Source organism: Neisseria dentiae, from assembly GCF_014055005.1.
Taxonomy (GTDB): Bacteria; Pseudomonadota; Gammaproteobacteria; order Burkholderiales; family Neisseriaceae; genus Neisseria; species Neisseria dentiae.
On sequence record NZ_CP059570.1, the window covers coordinates 2025871 to 2048136 of the forward strand.

The 22266-nt window shown below is 56.9% G+C and carries 20 protein-coding genes; 3 read left to right on the plus strand and 17 right to left on the minus strand.

Features of this window, described 5'->3' with window-relative positions:
- Positions 1 to 13: 13 nt before the first annotated feature.
- The 13 genes from H3L92_RS09545 to H3L92_RS09605 all read right to left on the minus strand — a co-directional run bounded on the left by H3L92_RS09545 (position 14) and on the right by H3L92_RS09605 (position 14706).
- Positions 14 to 1225 (minus strand): UbiD family decarboxylase, encoded by a 1212-nt coding sequence (locus H3L92_RS09545; RefSeq protein WP_310648961.1) that lies wholly within the window; start codon positions 1223 to 1225, stop codon positions 14 to 16.
- 46 nt (positions 1226 to 1271) lie between these two features.
- The gene (locus H3L92_RS09550) at positions 1272 to 1613 is read right to left on the minus strand and encodes a UbiD family decarboxylase (RefSeq protein ID WP_211276407.1); all 342 of its coding nucleotides are present in this window, start codon (positions 1611 to 1613) and stop codon (positions 1272 to 1274) included.
- Positions 1614 to 1840: 227 nt separating this feature from the next.
- Positions 1841 to 2140, minus strand: coding sequence for a YfcZ/YiiS family protein (locus tag H3L92_RS09555; protein ID WP_085365606.1), 300 nt, complete (start codon positions 2138 to 2140; stop codon positions 1841 to 1843).
- 133 nt (positions 2141 to 2273) lie between these two features.
- Positions 2274 to 4547, minus strand: a complete 2274-nt coding sequence (metE, locus tag H3L92_RS09560; protein WP_085365607.1) for a 5-methyltetrahydropteroyltriglutamate--homocysteine S-methyltransferase — start codon at positions 4545 to 4547, stop codon at positions 2274 to 2276.
- 158 nt (positions 4548 to 4705) lie between these two features.
- Positions 4706 to 5464, minus strand: a complete 759-nt coding sequence (locus H3L92_RS09565; RefSeq protein WP_085365608.1) for an iron ABC transporter ATP-binding protein — start codon at positions 5462 to 5464, stop codon at positions 4706 to 4708.
- 154 nt (positions 5465 to 5618) lie between these two features.
- Positions 5619 to 6572, minus strand: a complete 954-nt coding sequence (locus H3L92_RS09570) for an iron chelate uptake ABC transporter family permease subunit (protein WP_085365609.1) — start codon at positions 6570 to 6572, stop codon at positions 5619 to 5621.
- Positions 6562 to 7530 (minus strand): ABC transporter permease, encoded by a 969-nt coding sequence (locus H3L92_RS09575; RefSeq protein WP_085365610.1) that lies wholly within the window; start codon positions 7528 to 7530, stop codon positions 6562 to 6564. Before H3L92_RS09575 ends, H3L92_RS09570 begins: the two co-directional genes overlap by 11 nt.
- 286 nt (positions 7531 to 7816) lie before the next feature.
- Positions 7817 to 8611: a cation efflux transmembrane domain-containing protein gene (locus tag H3L92_RS09580; RefSeq protein ID WP_085365611.1), complete on the minus strand. Its 795-nt coding sequence runs from the start codon at positions 8609 to 8611 to the stop codon at positions 7817 to 7819.
- 298 nt (positions 8612 to 8909) lie between these two features.
- Positions 8910 to 9908, minus strand: coding sequence for a siderophore ABC transporter substrate-binding protein (locus H3L92_RS09585; protein ID WP_085365612.1), 999 nt, complete (start codon positions 9906 to 9908; stop codon positions 8910 to 8912).
- A 30-nt stretch (positions 9909 to 9938) separates the two neighbouring features.
- On the minus strand, positions 9939 to 10793 hold the full coding sequence (locus H3L92_RS09590) for a siderophore-interacting protein (RefSeq protein WP_085365613.1): 855 nt from the start codon (positions 10791 to 10793) through the stop codon (positions 9939 to 9941).
- A complete protein-coding gene (locus tag H3L92_RS09595; protein ID WP_085365614.1) occupies positions 10790 to 11719 on the minus strand; it encodes an alpha/beta hydrolase in 930 nt (309 codons plus the stop codon). The genes H3L92_RS09590 and H3L92_RS09595 overlap by 4 nt, the downstream gene beginning before the upstream one ends.
- Positions 11716 to 12414 carry a hypothetical protein gene (locus H3L92_RS09600; RefSeq protein ID WP_085365615.1) on the minus strand — a complete coding sequence of 233 codons (699 nt, stop codon included), beginning with the start codon at positions 12412 to 12414 and terminating at the stop codon, positions 11716 to 11718. Before H3L92_RS09600 ends, H3L92_RS09595 begins: the two co-directional genes overlap by 4 nt.
- 93 nt (positions 12415 to 12507) lie before the next feature.
- Positions 12508 to 14706 carry a FepA family TonB-dependent siderophore receptor gene (locus H3L92_RS09605; protein WP_245945420.1) on the minus strand — a complete coding sequence of 733 codons (2199 nt, stop codon included), beginning with the start codon at positions 14704 to 14706 and terminating at the stop codon, positions 12508 to 12510.
- A 487-nt stretch (positions 14707 to 15193) separates the two neighbouring features.
- Between H3L92_RS09605 and luxS the strand changes: the two genes are divergently transcribed.
- Positions 15194 to 15700: an S-ribosylhomocysteine lyase gene (luxS, locus tag H3L92_RS09610; protein WP_085365616.1), complete on the plus strand. Its 507-nt coding sequence runs from the start codon at positions 15194 to 15196 to the stop codon at positions 15698 to 15700.
- A 74-nt stretch (positions 15701 to 15774) separates the two neighbouring features.
- On the opposite strand, the gene dtd is transcribed toward luxS, so the two are convergent.
- A complete protein-coding gene (gene dtd / locus H3L92_RS09615) occupies positions 15775 to 16236 on the minus strand; it encodes a D-aminoacyl-tRNA deacylase (protein WP_085365617.1) in 462 nt (153 codons plus the stop codon).
- A gap of 78 nt (positions 16237 to 16314) precedes the next feature.
- A complete protein-coding gene (locus H3L92_RS09620) occupies positions 16315 to 17064 on the minus strand; it encodes an amino acid ABC transporter permease (protein ID WP_085365618.1) in 750 nt (249 codons plus the stop codon).
- Positions 17065 to 17347: 283 nt separating this feature from the next.
- Between H3L92_RS09620 and trhP the strand changes: the two genes are divergently transcribed.
- Positions 17348 to 18703, plus strand: coding sequence for a prephenate-dependent tRNA uridine(34) hydroxylase TrhP (gene trhP, locus H3L92_RS09625; RefSeq protein ID WP_085365619.1), 1356 nt, complete (start codon positions 17348 to 17350; stop codon positions 18701 to 18703).
- A gap of 108 nt (positions 18704 to 18811) precedes the next feature.
- On the opposite strand, the gene H3L92_RS09630 is transcribed toward trhP, so the two are convergent.
- Positions 18812 to 19162: an MliC family protein gene (locus H3L92_RS09630; RefSeq protein ID WP_085365620.1), complete on the minus strand. Its 351-nt coding sequence runs from the start codon at positions 19160 to 19162 to the stop codon at positions 18812 to 18814.
- A gap of 138 nt (positions 19163 to 19300) precedes the next feature.
- Positions 19301 to 20230 carry a polyphosphate kinase 2 gene (gene ppk2 / locus H3L92_RS09635; RefSeq protein WP_085365621.1) on the minus strand — a complete coding sequence of 310 codons (930 nt, stop codon included), beginning with the start codon at positions 20228 to 20230 and terminating at the stop codon, positions 19301 to 19303.
- 169 nt (positions 20231 to 20399) lie between these two features.
- Here ppk2 and H3L92_RS09640 point away from each other — a divergent pair, with 169 nt between their 5' ends.
- The gene (locus H3L92_RS09640) at positions 20400 to 22193 is read left to right on the plus strand and encodes a bifunctional chorismate-binding protein/class IV aminotransferase (protein ID WP_085365622.1); all 1794 of its coding nucleotides are present in this window, start codon (positions 20400 to 20402) and stop codon (positions 22191 to 22193) included.
- Positions 22194 to 22266: the final 73 nt, after the last annotated feature.

Consider the following 22266-nt stretch of genomic DNA (forward strand, 5'->3'; position numbering starts at 1 on the left):
TTTTTTACCTCCGTTACGGCTCGAAATCGGGCAGGAAGCGTTTGACATCCACTTCTTTGAATTTGCAGCGCTCGAATTCGGGTTTCAATTTAAACGGCACGGTGCAGTCGAAAATCGTTTTGCACGAAGTGCCCTCGGCAATCAGGCGGGAACTGAATTCGGGCGTTTGCGACGGATCAAGCGGATGGCAGCGCACGCCGGGGATAAACAAGGTGTCGATGTCGCCCTGATAACGGGTCTGCATCGCCCACAACACATCGTCGGTATCGAATATATCCACATCTTCGTCTACCAAAATCACATGTTTCAGTTCGGGGAAGGCGGCAAACGCCAAAATAGCGGCTTGACGCTGGCGCCCTTCGTCCACCGGTGCGGTTTTCTTAAACTGCATCACGGCCAGCAGCTTGCCGCCGCCGGATGTGTGGGCGAACACGTTTTGCAGCCTGCCCGGCATCGCCCGTTCCACCATCTCGAGAATACTGGCTTCGGTGGGAATACCGGCCATGTTCACATGTTCTTCGCCCGGCCCCATCGTGGTGCGCAGAATCGGGTTTTTGCGGTGGGTAACGGCCTTCACTTTGATAACCGGCAAGGCAGGTTTGGCATCGCCCGTGTAACCCGGAAATTCAGGCATAGATTTGCCCGTGTCGGAATTTTGATCCTCGCGCACGCGCACATCGGGCAGCAGTTCGCCTTCGATAACCACTTCGGCATGCGCGATGGCACGCTCGTTAATGGTCAAACATTTCGCCATTTCGACCGCACGGCCGCGCAAGGCGCCGGCGATACCTAATTCGTCGTAGCCCAGCGGCGTGGTGGGCGGCTCGAAACAGATGGCCATTTCCACGGCCGGATCCACGCCGATGCTGATGGAAATCGGCAGCGGTTTGCCCATGGCCTCGGCTTTTTGGCGGAAAGCGTCGATATGCCGGCCGGGCGTCAGCCACATCGACAGCTCGTCTTTACCCTGTACGCACAAGCGGTGGATGGTTACGTCGGATTCGCCCGTTTCAGGGTCGGAGGCATAACACAACCCCATGGTGAAATAAGGGCCTGCATCTTCGATAGTGTTGGTCGGTGCGGGCAGCAGCGTGCGCAGGTCGAAATCCGGGTCGCTGGCCAGATGCACCACTTCCTGACATTCGGGTGTTCCTTGCTTTATAGTGAATTCAAATAAAAACTCCGAAATGAAATAACTGCATTCAAACTTGCAATTGGGCGATATGCTAAAGAATCGTTTTACCCTACTTCGGCATTCTTATTTTAATCCACTATAAAACGGGCGGAATAGGGTTTTGCACGGAATCTTTCAGCAGAAAACCCAAGCGCTCCGGCGGGCAGTTTAAAAACTGCCCCACACGTTTGCGCGAACCCAAGAGGCCGATGGCCACGCGGATACCCGGAAAGCCTTTCACATTGTTAAACACCATGGCCGGGCCGTTTTTCTTGGTCGGGCGCTTACAGGTGCCGCCCGCACCCACATAACGGTACACCCCCGAAAGCTCGGCGGTCGGATCGACTTCAACATCGGTGGAAACCAGCTCGCCCGGCAGCGTTTGCAGAAACGCCAAGGCAGAGCGCAAATCATGAACTTGATTGGATTGTTGCGACATTTTCAACTCCTCATTCAGATACACGGGAAACGGTTTCAGTATAGGAGGGAGTGGAAAAATGGAGAAATACCGTTTTGATTACAGAGGGATACCAAAAAGATATGGCATTGCGAATCGGGCTGCGGCCTTTTGAAACCCAATCAGGCCGATGCCTTTGCAAAACTCGTTTGGGCCGTCTGAAAAACTTCAGACGGCCTGCTTCATTGTGTGTCGGGTTGCCGGAAAGTTCAGCGGGCGGAAAACCGGAAGATAACCGCTTCGGCCTGGCAGCAAAAATCAAAACGGGCACGCAATTGCCAGCCGCCTTCGACGGCGCTGACGGTGCCGGTTATGGCGCACGGTTCGCTTTCGGTCTCGCGGGCTTTCTGCGTATAAAACGCCAAAGCGTCTTTGGCTTCCGTTTCGGTAGGAAACACCTTCACAATATCAATGGTACGGTTTTCATTATCGAAAACAGCGCCTACCTCAACAGTACAGTCGGGGCATTTGCCTACGCCTGTTTCTTCGGTTTCAAATATTTTGCCCATGGCGGTTGCCTTCTCTTCAGAAAATAATCCGGTGCGGCTATTTTATCCCGAAAAGAGCGGGCGGGCCGGATGTTTAAAAGGCCGTCTGAAAACTTTCAGACGGCCTTTGTTGCTCTATTTCAAAGACTCGGCATTATTTGGCCAATTCGGCGCGCAGTTTTTTGGTTACTTCCATCATCACTTCCAACTGCTCGACAGTTTCTTTCCAGCCGCGGGTTTTCAGGCCGCAGTCGGGGTTGACCCACAGGCGCTCAACCGGCACCACTTCCATCGCTTTGCGCAGCAGGTGCTCGATTTCGGCGGCGGTCGGCACGCGCGGGCTGTGGATGTCGTACACGCCCGGGCCGATGTCGTTCGGGTATTTGAAGTCGCCGAACGCAGTCAGCAATTCCATATCGGAACGCGAAGTTTCGATGGTGATCACGTCGGCATCCATAGAGGCGATGGCGGGCAGGATGTCGTTAAACTCCGAGTAGCACATATGGGTGTGGATTTGGGTGCTGTCTTCGGCGCCGGTGGACGACAGGCGGAAAGATTCGCAGGCCCAGGCCAGGTATTCGTCCCATTGCGCTTTTTTCAGCGGCATGGCTTCGCGGATGGCCGGCTCGTCGATCTGAATCACTTTGATGCCGGCTTTTTCCAAATCCAGCACTTCGTCGTTCAAGGCCAGCGCGATTTGTTTGGCCACTACGCTCAAGGGCACGTCGTCGCGCACGAACGACCATTTGAACATGGTAACGGGGCCGGTGAGCATGCCTTTCATCGGGCGTTTGGTTAAGGTTTGGGCATAAGAAGACCAGTAAACGGTCATCGGCTCGGGGCGGGAAACGTCGCCGAAAATGATGGGCGGTTTCACGCAGCGGCTGCCGTAGCTTTGCACCCAACCGAACTGGGTGAAGCAGTAGCCGGCCAGTTGCTCGCCGAAGTATTCCACCATGTCGTTACGCTCGGCTTCGCCGTGCACGGGCACGTCGAGTTCCAGTTTTTCCTGCACTTGTACGCAGTAGGCGATTTCTTTTTTCATCGCGGCATCGTAATCGGCGGCGGAGAGTTCGCCTTTTTTGAAGGCGGCGCGCGCTTGGCGGATTTCGGTGGTTTGCGGGAAAGAGCCGATGGTGGTGGTGGGCAGCACGGGCAGGTTCATCCAAGCCTGTTGGGCTTTGATGCGCTCGGCAAACGGTGATTTGCGCTGGTCGGCGCCTTTGGGCAAATCTGCCACGCGTTTTTGCACGGCTTCGTTGTGGATTTTCTTGTTGGTGGCGCGGTCGGCGGCGGCGGCGTCGGAAGCGGCGATGGCTTCTTTCACGCTGTCTTTGCCGTGTGCCAGGGCTTGTTTCACCACGCCCAGCTCAACCAGTTTTTGCGCGGCAAAGGCCATCCAGGATTTGATTTCGGCATCGAGTTTTTCTTCGACGGCCAAATCTTGCGGGCTGTGCAGCAGCGAGCAGGAAGGCGCAATCCACAGGTTGTTGCCCAGTTTGTCGGCAACGGGTTTCAGGGTGTCAATCACTTTGCTCAAGTTGGCGCGCCATACGTTGCGGCCGTCGATCAGGCCGACGGAAAGCACTTTGTTTTCCGGCCAGGCATCGGCGAATACGGCCAGCTGCTCGGGAGCGCGCACCGCGTCGATGTGCACGCCGTGCACCGGCAGGTTTTTCAGCAGGTTCAGGTGTTCGGCAACGGAAGCAAAATAAGTGCCGATGATGATGCGCACGCCGGTGTTGGCCAATTCTTTATAAGTGTCGGCAAAGGCGTTCAGCCAGTTTTGGTCGGCATCCACCGCCAGAATCGGCTCGTCGATCTGAATCCAATCCACGCCTTCGGCGGCCAGCTCGCGCAACAGTTGGGCGTAAACGGGCAGCAGTTTGGGCAGAAGGCTCAGGCGTTTGAAGCCTTCGTCTTTCGATTTGCCCAGCCACAGCAGGGTGATGGGGCCGACCAGAGTGGGCTTGATGTCGTAACCTTGCGCTTTGGCTTCTTTGATTTGGGCGATCAGGCGGCCGGCGTTAACCGAAAATTCGGTGTCGGCGTGCCATTCGGGCACGATGTAGTGGTAGTTGGTGTCGAACCACTTGGTCATTTCCATCGCAAACTGGGTGGCGTTGCCGCGCGCCAGTTGGAAGTATTCGGGCAGGGTCAACTTGGCTGCGTCGAAACCGAAGCGTTTCGGAATCGCGCCCAAAGTGCACAGCAAATCGAGCACATGGTCGTAAAAAGAAAAATCGCCCACGGGCACCAAATCGGCGCCGGCGGCTTTTTGGGCGGCCCAGTTCAAACGGCGGATTTCGGCGGCAACGGCCTCAACTTCGGCCTCGGTTTTCGCGCCTTTCCAAAAGGCTTCGACGGCAAATTTCAGTTCGCGCTTCGCGCCGATGCGCGGATAGCCGGACAGGTGAAAAGTATTCATAAGGTATCCTTTACGGGAATATTCGGTGGAACAATTTGTCAGGCTGGCATATTGAATGTTTTTACGCCATATTGCAAACGCTAAATTTGCATGGAGTTGATGAATGAAATTAATGCAAAACCCTCTTCGAGGCCGTCTGAAAACGTTTTCAGACGGCCTCAAACATGATGCACCACCAGCTTTTTGCCGCCGTAGTCCAATACTTCCACCTCCATATCAAACAGGGTTTTGATGTTTTGCGGCGTAAACACCTCGTTGGGGTGGCCTTGCAGCGCCACTTCGCCGTTTTTCATCGCCACCACGAAATCGGCATAGGCCGCGGCCTGGTTGATGTCGTGCACCACCACCACGGTGGTGCGCCTGTGTTCGCGGGTGAGTTTCTGCAACAGCTGCATCAGGCTGCGGGCGTAATACATATCGAGGTTGTTGAGTGGTTCGTCGAGCAAAACATATTCGGTGCTCTGGCAGAACACCATCGCAATCATCGCCCTCTGGCGCTGGCCGCCGGACAATTCGGTGAGGTAGCGGTGGGCAAGCGGCAACAGCTGGAATTCGGCCAGCGCGTTTTCCACGATGGCTTTGTCGCTTTCAGACGGCCTGCCCTGATGGTAGGGATAGCGGCCGAACATCAGCAAATCGCGCACCGAAATGCGGCTGATGATGCTGTTTTCCTGCGTGAGTATCGACAACACCCGCGCCAGCTCGGCGGTGGGGGTGCGGGAAACGTCTTTGCCGTTGTAGGCGATGCGGCCGCCGTGCAGCGGTTGCAGCCGCGCCATCAGCGACAGCAGCGTCGATTTGCCCGCGCCGTTGGGGCCGATTAACGCGGTGATGCCGCCTTGCGGAATATCGAGGCTGACGTTGTTTAAAATGGTTTGTCCGCCGATGGCGTGGTTGACGTTGCGTATTTCAATCATGGTTATCCAATGGTTGTGTTTTTATTGAATAGGGTTTCAATGGCTTTCAGACGGCCTCTGTTCCGTCATGCTCGGGCTTGGCCCGGGCATCTCATGTTGATGAAACTCAAGATACTCGGGTCAAGCCCGAGTATGACGTCTGTACTTAAGCTGATTAACTACGCCGCTTCTTCAACACCAGCCATAAAAACACCAGCCCGCCGGCGAATTCCACCACCACGCTCAACACGGCTTTCATGCCCAAAACATGTTCGAACACGGTCTGCCCCGCCACCAGCAACACGCCGGCGGTGAGAAACGCCATCGGCAGGCGTACGCTGTGTTTCATATTGGGGGCGAAGTGATTGGCCAGCGCCACCACCAGCAGCCCGAAGAAGCTGACCGGGCCGACCAGTGCGGTGGAAGTGGCCACCAACACCGCCACCCACGATAACAACCATAAAGTATGGCGGGCATAGGGTATGCCCAGATTAATCGCTTGATCGCGGCCGAGCAGGTAAACATCGAGGCGGTGGCGTTCGCGCCAAATCCAAAACGCGCTAATAAACAGAATCACGGCGGCGATGGCGAGCAGATTGCGGTTGACGCTGTTAAACGAGGCGAAGGTATAAGCCTGTGCCACGGCGAATTCTTCCGGGTCGATCAAGCGTTGCAGCAAAGAGGAAAGGCTGCGGAACAGAATGCCGAAAATCACGCCGATTAAAATCATGCGCGCCAGATCGCGCCCGCCTTGTCGCAAAAGCATTTGAAACAGCAGCAGCGAGCCGCCGATCATCGCCGCCAGATCGAAGCCGAATTTGCCCAGCACCGGCAGATGGGTATAGCCCACGCCGCCCAACAGCGCCACCAGCAGCGTTTGCAAAAACACATACAGCGCATCGAAACCGAGTATCGAAGGGGTGAGGATCGGGTTGTTGGTAATGGTTTGGAACAGCAGCGTCGACACGCCCACCGCATAGGCCACCAGCAGCAGAGAAGCGAGCTTGGCGGCGCGCAAGGGCAGGATGAAATCCCAATTGCCGTGGGCGTTTAAGGTGAGAAACAGCGTGCAGGAAGCCAGCAGCAAAGCGGCGGCCAGCCACAAAGATCGTTTGCTTTCAGACGGCATGGGCAGGCTTCCTCAACAGCAGATACAAAAACAATACCGTGCCCGTTACACCGAACACCGTTGATACGGGAATCTCAAACGGAAAGCGGATTAAGCGGCCGATGATATCGCACAAAAGCACCATGCCCGCGCCCATCAAGGCCACCGCCGGCAGGCTTTGGCGCAGCTTGTCGCCCATCATGCGCGAAACGATATTGGGCACCACCAAGCCGATAAACGGGATATTGCCCACCGTTACCACCACCAGCGAGGTAATCAGCGCGACAATGATTAAGCCTGCCCACAGAATGGTGTTGCGGTTCAGGCCGAGGTTTACCGCCACCGTTTCGCCCAGCCCCACAATGGTGAGCTGGTCGGCAATCAGATAGGCCGCCACCGCCAGAATGCCGGTGAGCCACAATAATTCATAGCGCCCCAGCAGCACGCCGGAAAAATCGCCCTGCTGCCACACGCCCAACAGTTGCAGCATTTCGGTTTCATAAGCGATAAACACCGCCGCCGATTCGATCACGCCGCCGAAAATCATCCCCACCAGCGGCACCATCAATTGCGCGGTGGGCGGCAGGCGGCGGATTAAGGCCATAAACACCAGCATACCGCCAAGCGCCGCCGCCGCCGCTACCGACATTTTCACCATCAGCGCGGCAGCAGGAAAAAACAAGGCCATCAAGAGCAGCCCCAAAGCCGCGCTCTGGCTCGCCCCCACCATCGACGGCTCGACAAAGCGGTTGCGCATCAGAATCTGCATAATCATGCCCGCCACCCCCAGCGACGCGCCGGTGAGCACGATGGCAAACGTGCGCGGCAGGCGGCTGGTAAGCATCAGCTGCATATCGTCGGAAAACTCAAACAGCTTCGCCCAACTGAAATCGGCCACGCCCACCGACAGGCTGGCGGCAAACAGCAGCATCAGCATGATCAGATTAAGCGCGAGAAAAGGTAAGGTTTTTTGCGGCATCACACGGTTTAATAAAAGGAAAATGGTTTTCAGACGGCCTGCTTCAATAGGCCGTCTGAACGGTTAATCAGGCGTTCGGATATTTTTTCAGACAGGCATCATCGTCAAGCCGTAAGCAGTTTGCGTAGGGTAGGATTCCCCAATGCCTGTCTGAAAATCTCTGCATCATACGAAACACTCTGCGTCATACTCGGGCTTAGCCTGAGTATCTTCCCGTTTCAAAACAAAACAACAGATACTCGGGTCAAGCCCGAGTATGACGGCGGATAGATACGGCACACCATACTCATCTCGACAATTTCAAAATATTCAGCGCACCGCGCCCGACCAGCAAAAACACCAACGTGCCGACCAACAAATCGGGATATTTCGAATGGCTCAGCCAGGTCAGCACGCCGGCGGCAATCACACCCAAATTCACCAGAACATCGTTGGCGGTAAAAATCATGCTCGCCTGCATATGCGCTTCGCGGCTTTTGCTTTTTTGCAGCAGATACAAACACAACGCGTTACCGGCCAAGGCCAGCAAGGAAATACCTATCATCAGACGGAAATCGGGCAGGAATGCCCAACCGAAAAAACGTTGCAGCACCTCGAAAAAGCCCCACAACGCCAACACCAATTGCAAGATGCCCGCCGCTTTGGCCGTGTGTTTCTTGCGCACCGCCGTGCCGCCGACCGCCAGCAGGGCGAGGGCATAAACCAAGGTGTCGGCCAGCATATCCAAACTGTCGGCCAACAGCCCCATCGAACCGGACAAAATGCCGCTCAACGCTTCCAGCACGAAGAGAAACAGATTGACGGCCAAAACCTGCCACAGCAGTTTGCGCTCGGCGGCAGGTTGCAAAACAGCGGTGTCCGAATCCGTTTCGGTGCTCTCCAGCAGCGAAGTATCGAAGTTCAAACTGTCGAGCCGCTGCAAAATCGGCTGGTAAGCGCCTTGGTGCCACACCGTTAAACGACGGTTGGCAATATCGAAATCCAGCGAGCGGATGCCGTCCAGGCCGTCCAGCTTCATGCGGATCAGCGCTTCTTCCGAAGGGCAATCCATTTTGGCAATGCGGAATACGGTTCGATACATGGTAAATCCTGTTTGTTCGTTTGGTTACACAGCAATCAGCCCTGCGATGCTTATTTTCAGACAGGCGTCACTCAAGCAGTTTGCGTAGGGTAGGATGCCCAAATGCCTGTCTGAAAACCTCTGCATCATACGAAACACTCTGCGTCATACTCGGGCTTGACCCGAGTATCTGTTATTTTTTATGAAACGGAAAGATACTCGGGGCAAGCCCGGGTATGGCGGTGAATCCATATAACGCCGAATAAATGTTTTCAGACGGCCTGCCCGCCATGCTGTTCAGGCCGTCTGAAAACGCGGCTTACTTCGCGGCCGCAAACGCTTCTTTCACCTGATTGGCCGAATTCAGCAATTCCTGCGCGCCGCCGGCCGCCAGATAAGCTTCCGGCTTCAGATACACCACCTGGCCTTTTTTCCAAGCGGTGGTTTCGGCCACCAGCGGGTTGTTCAGCACGTCTTTGGCGGCCTGGCCTTCTTCGCCGATGGCGGCGCTGCGGTCGAGCACAAACAGCCAATCCGGGTTTTGCTGCTTGATGTATTCAAACGAAATGGGCTGGCCGTGGCTGCCTTCTTTGATGTTTTCATCTACCGCCGGTATGCCGATGTCGCGGTGCAGCCAGCCGCCCAAGCGGGAATCGGGGCCGAAGGCCGACATTTTGCCGCCGTTCACCAGAATCACCAACCCTTTGCCTTTGCCCGCGGCTGCCTGTTTGGCGGCGTCAAACGCGGCGTCGATTTCGGCTTTCAGCTTGTCGGCCTCGGCCTGTTTGTCGAAAATTTTGGCAAACACATCAATGCGCTGTTTCGCGCTTTCTTTCATGTTTTTGGTGTCGGCGGTCATCTCGATGGTGGGCGCCAGTTGGTTCAGTTGGTCAAACGCTTTGGCGGCGCGCGAGCCGATGATGATGAGCTGCGGCTGGTATTCGTTGAGCGCTTCGTAGTTCGGCTCGAACAGCGTGCCGGCTTTTTTGGCGTCTTTAATCGCGTCTTTCAGATAGTCCAAACGCGATTGGTCAATCGATGCGCCGATGGGCACGCCCAGCCTGCTCAAGGTGTCGATCATGCCCAAATCGTAAACGGCGATGCGCTCGGGTTTGAGCGGCACGGCGGCTTCGCCGCGCGCAGTGGCAACGGTTACGCTCTCGCCCTCGATTTTACGGGCGGTAGCCGGAGCGGAAGCGGCTGCCGCCGTTTGCGAAGCGGCGCCGGAAGCGGCCGCGTTTTTGTTTTCTTGTTGCGAACAAGCGGCCAGCGCGGCGATGCAGGCCAAAGCAGACAGGGTGAAACGGAAGTTTTTCATGTTCAATGCTCCTCAAGCGGGTAATCAAAATCAATGGTTTTCAGACGGCCTGCCTTCATCGGCATCGCCGTCGATAAATTCATGCCGTTTGGCGTGATAATCCTCTTCGGCCTCGCCCAGGCGCCAATAAGGCACGGCCACGCAACGGCCAAGCGGCAGTTGCCATTCTTTGCGGGCAAGCTCGCGCAAAGGGGCGGTCAGCCCGGCTTCGGCGGCAATCCACACATAGCAGTCTTCACTTTGCGGGCGCGCTTGGCGGGCGGCGGCGATTACGGCGGAATATTGCTCGCTGCCGCCGGTGAATACGCTATGCGCCACCTGCGGCGGGCAGGCGAAATCGGCAGGCAGGTCGGCGGCTTCGGGCAGCAATAAAACCACATGGCCGCGCGCGTCGGGCGCCATCTCTTCCAGCATCGATTGAATGGCGGGTACGGCGGTTAAGTCGCCGATTAGCAGGTATTCGGCGGCGGGCAGCAGCATCGGGTCGCGGGTGTTGCGCGGGGCGGTGATGCCCACGGTTTGGCCGGTTTGCACATGATGGGCAAACGCCGAAGCGGGGCCGTTATCGCCGTGCAGCACGAAATCAACGGTAAACGTGCAGGCCTGCCGGTTAAACGCGCGCACGGTGTAGGTGCGCGAATAAGGCTTGTCGGCCGGATCGGCCCAGCGCGGGCGGCCTTTTTCAAAGCTTTCGGGCAGCACGGGCGCGCTTTGCCCTTCGCGCGGCAGCAGCAGCTTGAACGGCGCGCCGTTGCAGCGGAACGGATAATCGGCCAATTCGGGGCTGTGGAACACGATGCGGCGCAGGTGTTTGCCGACGTCGTGCCAGCTTTGCACCCGTATCAGGCGGATGCGGTGGGGATCGTTGTTGTCGGGGTTGGTCATGGTCGGCTTTCTAAATCCAATGTATATAAAAACGAAAAAGGCAGCAGGCTGCCGTGGTTGTGCTGCGGCAGCAGGCGGTATTCGAAATGCAGGTCGCCGCGTTCGGCCAACTGCGCCCGCCATGCGGCCAGTGTTTCGGCGGAAACGGCGGCCGTTGCCGCGCGGTGGCGGCGGACGCGTTCGCTTGCCGCCTGCGCATTTTCAGGCTTGGCACCGCCGCTTTGCAGCCACAACAATTGTTTGCCGGCCATATTCTGCTTGCGCCATTGCGGGGCGTAGCGCGAGAGAAACAGGCCGTTTTGCCACCACAACGACGGATCGGCCGCCACATAATGCGTAAACGCCTGCGGCCGCACGCCCAACACATACAGCACAAACAAACCGCCGTAGGAATGCCCCCACAGGGTTTGCCGCTGCGGATTCAGGCGCACGCGCCGTTCGACGGCCGGGCGTATGGTGTCGTTCAGTAAGCGCAGGAAGTCGGCAGCACCGCCGTTGAGCCGCGCCGGGTCGGAGGTATCCGCCGCCGGCCGGCCGTCTGCTGCGGGCGGCGTGTAGTCCCAAGCGCGTTCGGCCGTAGCAAAGCGCAGCGGCGTATCGTAACCGAGCAACACCAGCACGGGCGGATGTTTCAGACGGCCTGAATCTTCCGTTGGCAAGTGTTCGGGCAGGGCGTTGCCGTCTAAGGCATAAAGCGCGGCAAAACCTTGCGGCGGCACAGGCTGTTTGGGAATGCCGAGAAACACGCGGTAACCGCGCCTGCCGTCGGCCGAACGGAAGTGCAGCGTTTCAAAACGGTAAACAGGGTGAACCCCCGTTACCACCGAAAGATCGGCGGGACGGGTCAGATCCGGTGCCGCCCAAGCAGACGGTGCGGCGGCAAGCAGGCCCGACAGCAGTGCTATGGTACCATATCGCCTATTCATTGGAACAAACGCTTATCCGCCGCAAAACCGCGTGCGTCGCCTTTGGCGGTATCGAATTCGGTAAAGGTGCTGTTGACGTCGGTAACGGCGGTTTGCCCGTCAATCACCACCGAGGCACTCAGTTTTACCCCTCCGCCGCTTTTTTCGCCGCTGGCCATATCGGGCAGCACCAAGCGCTCTATTTTAAGCTTGCCCGAGCTGATTTTGGCCTCACGCGTGGCCAACTGCTTGCCGCGCGGGCGGATTTTGTCTTCGGCTTTAAAGTTATCGGGAACCGCCGCATCGCTGATAACCGCCATGCCCAGCAGTTGGGCGCCGGCCAAATCCATTTGGCCGCCTTTCACCGGAATTCCGACCAACAGCTTGCTGCCACGGTGGATATGGCGGTTGTCGCTCCATGCGGTTTGCCCCTGGCGGGGGGCACGGGTTTGGTGTGCCAGCGAATAGGCGCGGCTCATGATTTGGATTTTGTAACCCGGGATTTTATTTTTGCCCAAGCCGTCGGTGATATCGTCAACCAATTGCGGCGCCGTCCCCCCTTTGTTGCCCAGAATGCGCGCCGAAGTATCTGTCAGCGGCAGATTACGGCCTGCCACCGACAGGGTTTGCAGATGACCGAAGCCTTCGGCTTGCGCAGTGAAGATGCTGCCGCCGAGCAACACCGCCAGAGTGAGTGTGCGAAGAGATTTGTTCATTTTTTAATTCTCAAAATAAACGGTTAGATTCTTCCAATATGGAAAAACTGCTTTATAAGGCCGTCTGAAATCTTTTCAGACGGCCTTTGCCGGTTAAAACCCCACTTTCAAACTTCCGTAAAATGCACGGCCGTGTTCGTTATAGGTGTAGGCGCCGTTGCCGGTGCGGTAGATTTTTTTATCACCGATATTACTCACGCCTACGCGCACATGGGTTTGTTTGTTGAACTGATAACCGGCGTTGATGCCCCAAATGCCGTAGCTGCCTATTTCGTCATTGCTCAAGCCGTTGCGGGCTTCCGTGCGGTTGATGGCGACGGTGCGCGGTTTTTGGCGGCCGTAGTGGGTGAAGGTGAGGTTGGCGTCCCATTTTTCGGTCGGTGTCCAAGCCAGCGTGCTGTTGATGGTGTGTTTCGGCACCAACGACAGCGGGTTGCCTTGGTAGTCTTCCGATTCCTTCATGTAGGTGAAGTTGTTGCTCCATTTGAGTTTTTCGTGCAGCGGCACAACCAGATTGCCTTCAAAACCGGAAATCGTGGCTTTGGGCGTGTTCGACCATTGGTAAATCGGGTTGCCGATATTGCTGGTGGCGATCAAGGTGTCGCCGATCACGATTTTGTTGCGGTAGGCGTTGTGGAAATAGGTGGCCGATGCCTGCCAGCCGTTGCGGTTGAACTCGACACCCAGCTCTTTGTTGAGGCTGGTTTCGGGTTTCAAATCGGCATTGCCCATGTAGTAGCAGCGGACGGTGGTACCGATGTTGAGCGGGCAGCCGTTGCCGCGCGTGTAGAGAATGAAATCGGGGTTGGCCTGATACAGGTTGGGCGCTTTGTAGGCGCGCGCGATGCCGCCTTTGACTGTCCAGTTTTGGCCGATTTGGTGCGAGAAGTTGAGTGCGGGGCTCCAGTTGTTGCCGCTGTGGCTGTTGTGGTCGAAACGCAGCGTAGGAATCAGCTTGGTTCTGTCGGTCAGCGAGATGTTGTCTTCGGCATAAACCGCCCAGTTGCTTTGTGAGATTTTGCCGTCGCGGGTGGACGAAATGCCGCTGAATACGTCGGTGCGGCCTTGGTCGGTGAAGCCTTGCGAATTGGAAGCGGCATCGTCCAGTGTGCTTCTGTTGTATTCCGCGCCGACGGTTAACACATGCGGCACGCCTAATTCAAAAGGAACGTAGGCTTCGCTGCTCAAACGCAGGTTTTTCAGGTCGCTGTCGGTATAGGTGTCGGCGTTGTAGCTGCCCTCGGGACCGCCGGCCAAGGCTTCGGGGAAGCGGCTGTTGGTGGTGCGGTCGTAGCTGACGTAGCTTTTGGTGTCGCCCCATTCATAGCTTCCGTCGTGGGTCAGCGAGAAGGCGGAGCGGTAAATACGGGCAGTTTCCGCTTTGTTATCGGCCAAATCATTGATCAGCGCGGCATTGGCCGGGTGCAGCACGCTGTTTTGCGTGTCGCCGTTATAGATATTACCTTGACGGCTGAAGCTGGAATCGAAGGTCAGGCCGTTGGCCGGATTGATACGCCAGTGCAGACGGCCGGCTATGTCGCGGTTGCGCACGCCTTCCACACCGGCCGAAGCCAGATTGCCGGTGGCGGCTTGGTTGATGTCGCGCGCGTCGGCCTCGGTTTTATTGGCACTGCCGTAAAGGCGGAACGACAACTTGTCTTTCACAATCGGCCCGCTCAGATAAAAGCCTGCACGGTTTGTAGCGCCTTCTTTGTTGTCTTGCGGCTGATTGGTGTAGTAGTTCACCGAGCCTTCGAATTCGTTGGTAATGCGCTTGGTGGTGATGTTGACCACGCCGCCCATCGCGCCGGAGCCGTAGCGCGCCGCCGCCGGGCCGCGCAGCACGGTAATCGATTCGATGGCTTCGGGCGGCACCCAGTTGGAATCGCCGCGCGTGTTGCGCTCGCCGCGCATACTGATGCGCTCGGCATTGCGCGAGGTAACGGGTTTGCCGTCGATTAAAATCAGCGTGTTTTCGGGGCCCATGCCGCGGATGTCGATTTGGCGCTTGTTGCCGCGCTGGCCAGTAGCGGTGTTGCCGGTGAGGTTAACGCCGGGCATGGTGCGCACCAGCTCGGAAATATCGTTGGCAACGGGGCGCTTGGCGATGTCGTCCGCCGAAATTTTCGATACGCCGAGCTGCTGCTGCACTTGGCGTTCGGCAGTAACATAAACGGTGTCGAGTTCGGCCGTTTGGGCGGCCTGCCGCTCTTCTGCGTGGGCAAATGCGGCGGCCAGCGACAAGGGCAGGACGGCCACGGTAAACAGGGGATTGCTGATGATGCGGGGCACAGGCTTCTTCCTTTTTCCGAATGTTTCCAACAAGATGTTTGAACCGGGGCGTGTAGCCGGCCGCGTTGTGGCGGTATTTTTGGTTAAAATCCGCTTCTCAAACCTTCCGCCTACACACTCTGGAATAAATTAGTGTTATCCAGTTTAACATAGATATTGATAATAGTTTTTATTAGATTTAGATTTTTACATTTATACCGTAACAAACGGCAGCCATGCCGTCTGAAACTGCACCTGCTCTGGTTTTGCAGAAACTATTATTTAATTTTATTTTTTAAAACAATTATTTAATAGCCAACCCCCCATAATCGCGGCTTAACTCGGGCATCTTGGGTTTCAGCGAGTTTTGAGATACCCGGCAAGCCCGGGCATGACGCGCATACTTTTAATTTGACTGGCCATAACCCAGCAGAAGCTTTGTTTTCAGACGGCCTGCGGCCGAAAATGCTATGATTCGGTTTTGCCACAATTTCTCAAAGGAACAATCATGCCGCTGCTCGACAGTTTCAAAGTAGACCACACCCGTATGCACGCGCCAGCGGTGCGGGTGGCCAAAACCATGCGCACGCCCAAAGGCGACGACATCACTGTTTACGATTTGCGCTTTTGCGTGCCGAATCAGGAAATTCTGCCCGAAAAAGGCATACACACGCTGGAGCATCTGTTTGCGGGCTTTATGCGCGACCACCTGAACGGCGCCGATGTGGAAATCATCGATATTTCGCCGATGGGCTGCCGCACCGGCTTTTATATGAGCCTGATCGGCACGCCCGACGAAGCCCGCGTGGCCGATGCGTGGCTCGCTTCGATGCAGGATGTGTTAAACGTGCAAAACCAAAACGAAATCCCCGAGCTGAACGAATACCAGTGCGGCACTTATCAGATGCACTCGCTGGCCGAGGCGCAAGGCATCGCCCGCAACATCATCGAACGCAAGGTGGGCGTGAACAAAAGCGAAGATTTGACATTAGACGAAAGCCTGCTGGGCAATTGATGCCTGCAAGCGATAAAACAGGCCGTCTGAAAACTTTTCAGACGGCCTTCAAGTTTGTTATCGGCAAGAGAACTTTAAAACTGTTTTCGGGAATCCAGCAGCAGCGTAACCGGCCCGTCGTTGCACAAGTCCACCTGCATATGGGTTTGGAAGCAGCCGGTTTCCACCGTGATGCCGTGCCCGCGCAGCATGGCGGCAACCTGTTCGTAGAGTGCGTTGGCCTCTTCCGGCGGGGCGGCTTCCGAAAACGACGGCCGTCTGCCGTTGCGGGCGTCGGCGTAAAGTGTGAACTGTGAAACCAGCAGCACCGCACCGCCGGTGTCTTGCAGCGACAGGTTCAGCTTGCCCGCATCGTCTTCAAAAATGCGCAGGTTGGCGGTTTTATCGGCGATATAGCGGGCGTCGGCTTCGGTGTCGCCCCGCCCCACGCCGAGCAGCACCACGAAGCCGTGTCCGATACTTCCGGCGGTTTCGCGCCCGTTTGCGCCCACCACTTCCACGGCGGCGCGGGTAACTTTTTGGATAACGGCCCTCATGTCTAAAACAGCCTTCCCTATCAATCAAATCAAGTGAAAGGCCGTCTGAAAATATTTTCTTTTCAGACGGCCTTTATGCTAACGCTGCCCTGCCGTGTTATAGCGTTTTTCCAGCCACGAAAACAGCCAGCCCAAACACATGGTCATCACCAGATAGATCAGCGCCACGGTGTAGAGCGGGGTGTCATAAATCGAAAACCGCCCCGAAATGGTGGCCTGCACATAAGCCAGCTCGGTAACGGCAATCGCCGACAGCAGCGAGCTGTCTTTCAGCAGCGTGATGAATTCGTTGGCCAACGGCGGCAGCATGCGGCGCAGCGCCTGCGGCAGAATCACATAACGCATCGCCTGCGGATAAGTTAACCCCAGCGAGCGCGCGGCTTCGATTTGGCCGCGGTCGATAGACTGGATGCCCGCGCGGAAAATCTCGGTGATATAGGCGCCCGCATTCACGGTTAACGCCAGCGTGCCGGCAATCAGGGCGCCGTAATTGCGGCGCAGTTCCACGGCCAGATCGCCGCTGATCAGCCAGCCGTTTGTGGGGTGGATTAAGGCCACCGCCCACACGAAATACCAAATGAAAATCTGCACATATAACGGCGTGCCGCGAAACAGCGTAACATACACCAGCGAAACGGTGCGCAGCAGCCACGCCAACGCGCGCAGCAGCGGGTTGCCTTTTTCAAAACGGGTCAAACGCGCCAGCGCGCCGAACAAGCCCAAAACCGTGCCGCCCAAAGTGGCCGCCACCGTCAGCCCCAGCGTGGTCAGCGCGCCGTAGAAAAACATCTCGCGGTATTCGTAGATAATGTCGAAACGGAAATTCATGCCTGGCTTTTCAGAAAAAGAAACAAAAAAACGGCGTGCGGCCGCAGCGTGAAGCGGGCTATTTTACAAGAAAACACATTCGTTGAGATGATTTATTTCAGACGGCCGAACCGCTGCATTGCCGGCACCGGCAAACCTTTCCGGCCCGGGCCGTCTGAAAACGCCGGCCGCCGCCCAAATTGACCGCTCCTGCGAAAAAGCGGATAATCCCAACCCTTTCCCGTTTCTTTTTTCAGACGGCCTAAACGTTTGAAATATATTTATTTTCAAAACAAAACACATCATGAAATCACCCGAATTGCTCCTTCCCGCCGGCGGCCTCGAACGTATGCGCGCGGCTTTCGACTACGGTGCCGACGCCGTCTATGCCGGCAGCCCGCGCTATTCCCTGCGCGCCCGCAACAACGAATTCGCCAAACTGCCCGTGCTCGAGCAAGGCATAGCCGAAGCGCACGCGCGCGGCAAAAAATTCTTTTTAACCGTCAACACCCTGCCGCACAATGCCAAGCTGAAAACCTTTATGGCCGATATGGAACCCTTAATCGCCATGAAGCCCGATGCGCTGATTATGGCCGACCCCGGCCTGATTATGCAGGTGCGCGAAAAATGGCCGCATATGCCGGTTCATTTATCGGTGCAGGCCAACACCACCAACTATTGGGGCGTGCAGTTTTGGCAGAAAATCGGCGTGGAGCGCATTATTCTCTCGCGCGAACTGAGTTTGGAAGAAATCGCCGAAATCCGCCAGCAATGCCCCGATATCGAATTGGAAGTGTTCGTACACGGCGCCTTGTGCATCGCCTATTCCGGCCGCTGCCTGCTGTCGGGCTATTTCAACCACCGCGACCCCAACCAGGGCACCTGCACCAACGCCTGCCGCTGGGATTACAAAGTGCACGGCAGCACGGAAGACGAAGCGGGCGATGCCAAGCTGTTGCAAGGCTTCGATTTCAACCGCGCGCAAGAAGAAGCGGATGCCGCCTTCGAAGGCATCAACGGCCAGCAGCGCCACCCCGCCGCGGATAAAGTGTTTTTAATCGAAGAAGCCAACCGCCCCGGCGAATACATGCCGATTATGGAAGACGAACACGGCACCTATATCATGAATTCCAAAGACCTGCGCGCCATCGAGCAGGTGGCCAAGCTTGCCGAAATCGGTGTGGACAGCCTCAAAGTGGAAGGCCGCACCAAATCGGTTTACTACGTCGCCCGCGTGGCGCAGGCCTACCGCAAGGCGATTGACGATGCCGTGGCCGGCAAACCGTTTGACTACGGCCTGCTGGCCGAACTGGAAGGCTTGGCCAACCGCGGCTACACCTCCGGCTTTTTGGAGCGCCACCAAACGCAGGACTACCAAAACTATCTGGCCGGCCATTCGCTCGCCAAACAAAGCCAGTTTGTCGGCCAAGTGCTGGAAATCGACGCCGAAGGCTGGGCCACGGTAGAAGTGAAAAACCGCTTCGCGGTGGGCGACACGCTGGAAATCATCCACCCCCAAGGCAACCAAACGCTGGTGCTGGAAGCCATCACGCGCAAAGGCGAAGCGGTGGAGGCCGCGCCCGGCAACGGCATTCAGGTGAAAATCCCGCATATGCAGGGCAAAGAAAACGCGTTGATTGCTCGGATTATGAACCCTTAACCCGCAAACTTCCGCCACGGCATGGCTGCCCGCCAACCCAAAAGCTCACAGGCCGTCTGAATATGTGTTCAGACGGCCTGTGTTATGTTTAACCCGCACAAAGCGGCATCAGTTCGTTTCGTAATAAACGCTGATCACACCTTTGCGCTTGAGCGTGGCGCGGCCTTCCTGAACATGCCAGCGGGTTGTGCCGTTGGCGTATTCCACGCCTTTTGCCCACGACTGAACCTGTTTCAGTTTTTCCACGCTGTTGCCCTGCTTTAACTCGACGGTTAACGGGCTGTGGTCATTACGGTAAACGGCGGTTAAGCGTTTGCCTTTTTTGGTTTTGTAGTGAACGGTTTGTGCCTGCGATTCGGCCACTGCGGGAGCGGGCGCATTAGGGCGGACGGCTTTTTGCGTGCCGCAGGCGGTAAGCACAAAAGCGGCGGCGGTAAGTAAGAGGGCGTATCGTGTCATGATGTTTCGGCTTTTTATGTTATCGGAGCGGCTATTATATCTTAACTGCATATTTTAAGAAATCAGGGCTGCCAAAAAACAGGCCGTCTGAAAACATTCAAAGGTTTTCAGACGGCCTGTGCAACGGCTTTTGCCTGGTTAGTCGGCAATCACATCGAAGTTGTTGTCGGAGAATTTGGTGTCGGGCACTTTTACCAGCAGCGGGTCGGCCGCGCCGATGGCTTTCACGTCTTTGCCCGGGTAGTCGAGCGAATGCAGAAACGCGCGGATACAGTTCAAACGGGCGCGTTTTTTATCGTCGGATTTGATAATCGTCCACGGCGCATCGCCCGTGTGGGTGTGGAAGAACATGGCGTTTTTGGCATCGGTGTAGTCGTCCCAGCGGTCGAGCGACTGGATATCGACGGGCGAGAGTTTCCAATGTTTCAGGGGATCGTCGCGGCGGGAAATAAAGCGGCGCAGCTGCTCTTCGCGGCTCACCGAAAACCAGAATTTAAACAGATGGATGCCGCTGGCCACCAACATACGTTCGAACTCGGGCGTCTGGCGCATAAACAGCAGGTATTCGTGCGGCTCGCAAAAGCCCATCACGCGCTCCACGCCGGCGCGGTTATACCAAGAGCGGTCGAAAAACACCATTTCGCCGGCCGTGGGCAGGTTTTGGATATAGCGTTGGAAATACCATTGGCCTTTTTCGGTTTCGGTGGGTTTTTCCAAAGCCACCACGCGCGCGCCGCGCGGGTTTAAGTGTTCCATAAAGCGCTTGATGGTGCCGCCCTTGCCTGCCGCGTCGCGGCCTTCAAACAGGCACACGATGCGCTGGCCGGAATCTTTCACCCAGCTTTGCACTTTCAAAAGCTCGATTTGCAGCTTTTTCTTTTCTTTTTCGTAAACGCTGCGGCTCATGCGGGTGCGGTAGGGGTAGCTTTCCGGCAGCGGCGCGGTGCCCGAATCTTCTTTGGTTACGCGGCCTTTGTGTTCCAAAACGGCTTTTTCAAACACTTGCAGCTCTTCTTTTTTTTCACCGAGATTCACTTGTTCAAACGGTTTTAATTGGTGGTCGGACATGTGTGCTCCTTATATAGAAAGGGTTAATCGGAATCTGTAAACTTTATAGGGTTATTCTACTACTTTTTACATAAACGAACAAAAAAACTACACGCGACTAGATTTCCGCCCCGCCGCCGCCAAACGCCCCGCAGTCGGCTATAATGGCGGTTTTTTAACCCTGCCCGCCATGCCTTATTCCGCGCTGCTCGACGATGCCGTAAACGGCCGTGCCGTTTGTTACGAAGGCTATGCCCACAGCCGTTTTCTCACCGCCGCCGAACTCGGCACGCTCGATGCCTGCCTGCACGAAGGCTGGCAGCGCGGCCTGCACGTTTTCATCTGCGCCGACTACGAATTCGGCCTGCCGCTGGCCGATCTGCCCGGCCGCGCCGATGCCCGCCTCGCCCTGCATTGGTTTAAACACAAACGCGAAACCGACGCGGCCTCGTGGCTGGCGGCACATTGCCCGCAAAACGCGCCGGCCGGCATTTCCGCCCCGCAAAGCGACACCCCGCAAACAGCCTATATACAGGCCGTGCACGACATACAGGCGGCGATTGCGCGCGGCGACACCTATCAGATCAACTACACCACACGCCTGCACCTCACGGCCTACGGCCACCCCGCCGAACTCTACCGCCGCCTGCGCCAGCCCGTTCCCTACGGCGCCTGCGCCTGCCTGCCCGACGTGCACGGCAAGCCGCGCTGGATATTGTGTTTTTCACCCGAGCTGTTTCTCGATATTTCTTCAGACGGCCTCATCCGCACCGAACCAATGAAGGGCACGGCGCCGATTCTGAACGACGGCCTCGACGGCCAACGCGCCCGCAGCTTGCAGGCCGACCCGAAAAACCGCGCCGAAAACGTGATGATTGTGGATTTATTGCGCAATGATTTGGGCAAAATCGCCCGAACCGGCCGTGTGCGCGTACCCGAGCCGTTTAAAGTGAGCCGCTTCGGCAGCGTGTGGCAGATGACCAGCCTGATAGAAGCCGAAGCCAAGCCGCAAACCCGCGCCGCCGATATTTTCCGCGCCGCCTTCCCCTGCGGCTCGATTACCGGCGCACCCAAACGCATGAGCATGCAGATTATCGGCCAAACCGAAACCGCGCCGCGCGGGCTTTACACCGGCAGCATCGGCTTTCTCGAGCCTTGCGAAGGCGGCCTGGGCTTTCGCGGCACGCTCAACGTGGTGATCCGCACATTGGAACTCTCCCCGCTTTCAGACGGCCTCTACCACGGCGTTTACGGCGTAGGCTCGGGCATCGTGGCCGACAGCGAGGCGCAGGCCGAATACACCGAGTGCCAATGGAAAGCCCGTTTCCTCAACCGCCTCCAGCCCGAATTCGGCATTTTTGAAACCCTGCACGCGCAACACAAACAATGCACCCTGCTGCACCTTCATGCAGGCCGTCTGAAACAGTCTGCCGCCGCCCTCAACCTGCCCTGCCCCGATCACCCCGAAGCGCATATCCGCGCCTACCTGAACACCCTGCCCGACAACGGCGCTTTCCGCGTGAAAGCCGAATTAACCGCCTCAAGCGGCCTCACCTTCAGCCACGCGCCGCTGGACGGCGGGCCGCCGTTGCCGAAGGTGTGCCTGGCCGAAACGGTTTTGCCCGCGCACGACTATCTGCGCCGCTTCAAAACCACCCGCCGCGAAATTTACGATACAGGCTGGCGGCAGGCCGAACGGCAAGGCGCGTTCGACAGCCTGTTTTTCAACCGCGACGGCTTCCTGCTCGAAGGCGGCCGCAGCAACGTATTTGTGAAAACCGGCAACGAATGGCACACCCCCGCCCTCGATTTGGACATACTCAACGGCGTGATGCGCCAAGCCGTGCTGGCCGACCCCGAACGCTATCTGGGTGCGGCAACCGTGCGCGAAAGCCGCATCACCCGCGCCATGCTGCGCGATGCCGGAGAAATCCGCCTGAGCAACGCCCTGCGCGGTGTGTTTGCGGTGGACTTGGCAAAATAAGCCGAAACCTTTGCAAAATTCTTTGAGGCCGTCTGAAATGCTTAAATTCCGTCATTCCCTCCTGCGCGGGAAT

Excerpts from the sequence above, each read along its gene's own strand:
- H3L92_RS09550 (WP_211276407.1), bottom strand. The coding sequence starts at position 1,613 with ATGTCGCAACAATCCAATCAAGTTCATGATTTGCGCTCTGCCTTGGCG.
- H3L92_RS09555 (WP_085365606.1), bottom strand. The coding sequence starts at position 2,140 with ATGGGCAAAATATTTGAAACCGAAGAAACAGGCGTAGGCAAATGCCCC.
- metE (WP_085365607.1), bottom strand. The coding sequence starts at position 4,547 with ATGAATACTTTTCACCTGTCCGGCTATCCGCGCATCGGCGCGAAGCGC.
- H3L92_RS09565 (WP_085365608.1), bottom strand. The coding sequence starts at position 5,464 with ATGATTGAAATACGCAACGTCAACCACGCCATCGGCGGACAAACCATT.
- H3L92_RS09570 (WP_085365609.1), bottom strand. The coding sequence starts at position 6,572 with ATGCCGTCTGAAAGCAAACGATCTTTGTGGCTGGCCGCCGCTTTGCTG.
- H3L92_RS09575 (WP_085365610.1), bottom strand. The coding sequence starts at position 7,530 with ATGCCGCAAAAAACCTTACCTTTTCTCGCGCTTAATCTGATCATGCTG.
- H3L92_RS09580 (WP_085365611.1), bottom strand. The coding sequence starts at position 8,611 with ATGTATCGAACCGTATTCCGCATTGCCAAAATGGATTGCCCTTCGGAA.
- H3L92_RS09585 (WP_085365612.1), bottom strand. The coding sequence starts at position 9,908 with ATGAAAAACTTCCGTTTCACCCTGTCTGCTTTGGCCTGCATCGCCGCG.
- H3L92_RS09590 (WP_085365613.1), bottom strand. The coding sequence starts at position 10,793 with ATGACCAACCCCGACAACAACGATCCCCACCGCATCCGCCTGATACGG.
- H3L92_RS09595 (WP_085365614.1), bottom strand. The coding sequence starts at position 11,719 with ATGAATAGGCGATATGGTACCATAGCACTGCTGTCGGGCCTGCTTGCC.
- H3L92_RS09600 (WP_085365615.1), bottom strand. The coding sequence starts at position 12,414 with ATGAACAAATCTCTTCGCACACTCACTCTGGCGGTGTTGCTCGGCGGC.
- luxS (WP_085365616.1), top strand. The coding sequence starts at position 15,194 with ATGCCGCTGCTCGACAGTTTCAAAGTAGACCACACCCGTATGCACGCG.
- dtd (WP_085365617.1), bottom strand. The coding sequence starts at position 16,236 with ATGAGGGCCGTTATCCAAAAAGTTACCCGCGCCGCCGTGGAAGTGGTG.
- H3L92_RS09620 (WP_085365618.1), bottom strand. The coding sequence starts at position 17,064 with ATGAATTTCCGTTTCGACATTATCTACGAATACCGCGAGATGTTTTTC.
- trhP (WP_085365619.1), top strand. The coding sequence starts at position 17,348 with ATGAAATCACCCGAATTGCTCCTTCCCGCCGGCGGCCTCGAACGTATG.
- H3L92_RS09630 (WP_085365620.1), bottom strand. The coding sequence starts at position 19,162 with ATGACACGATACGCCCTCTTACTTACCGCCGCCGCTTTTGTGCTTACC.
- ppk2 (WP_085365621.1), bottom strand. The coding sequence starts at position 20,230 with ATGTCCGACCACCAATTAAAACCGTTTGAACAAGTGAATCTCGGTGAA.
- H3L92_RS09640 (WP_085365622.1), top strand. The coding sequence starts at position 20,400 with ATGCCTTATTCCGCGCTGCTCGACGATGCCGTAAACGGCCGTGCCGTT.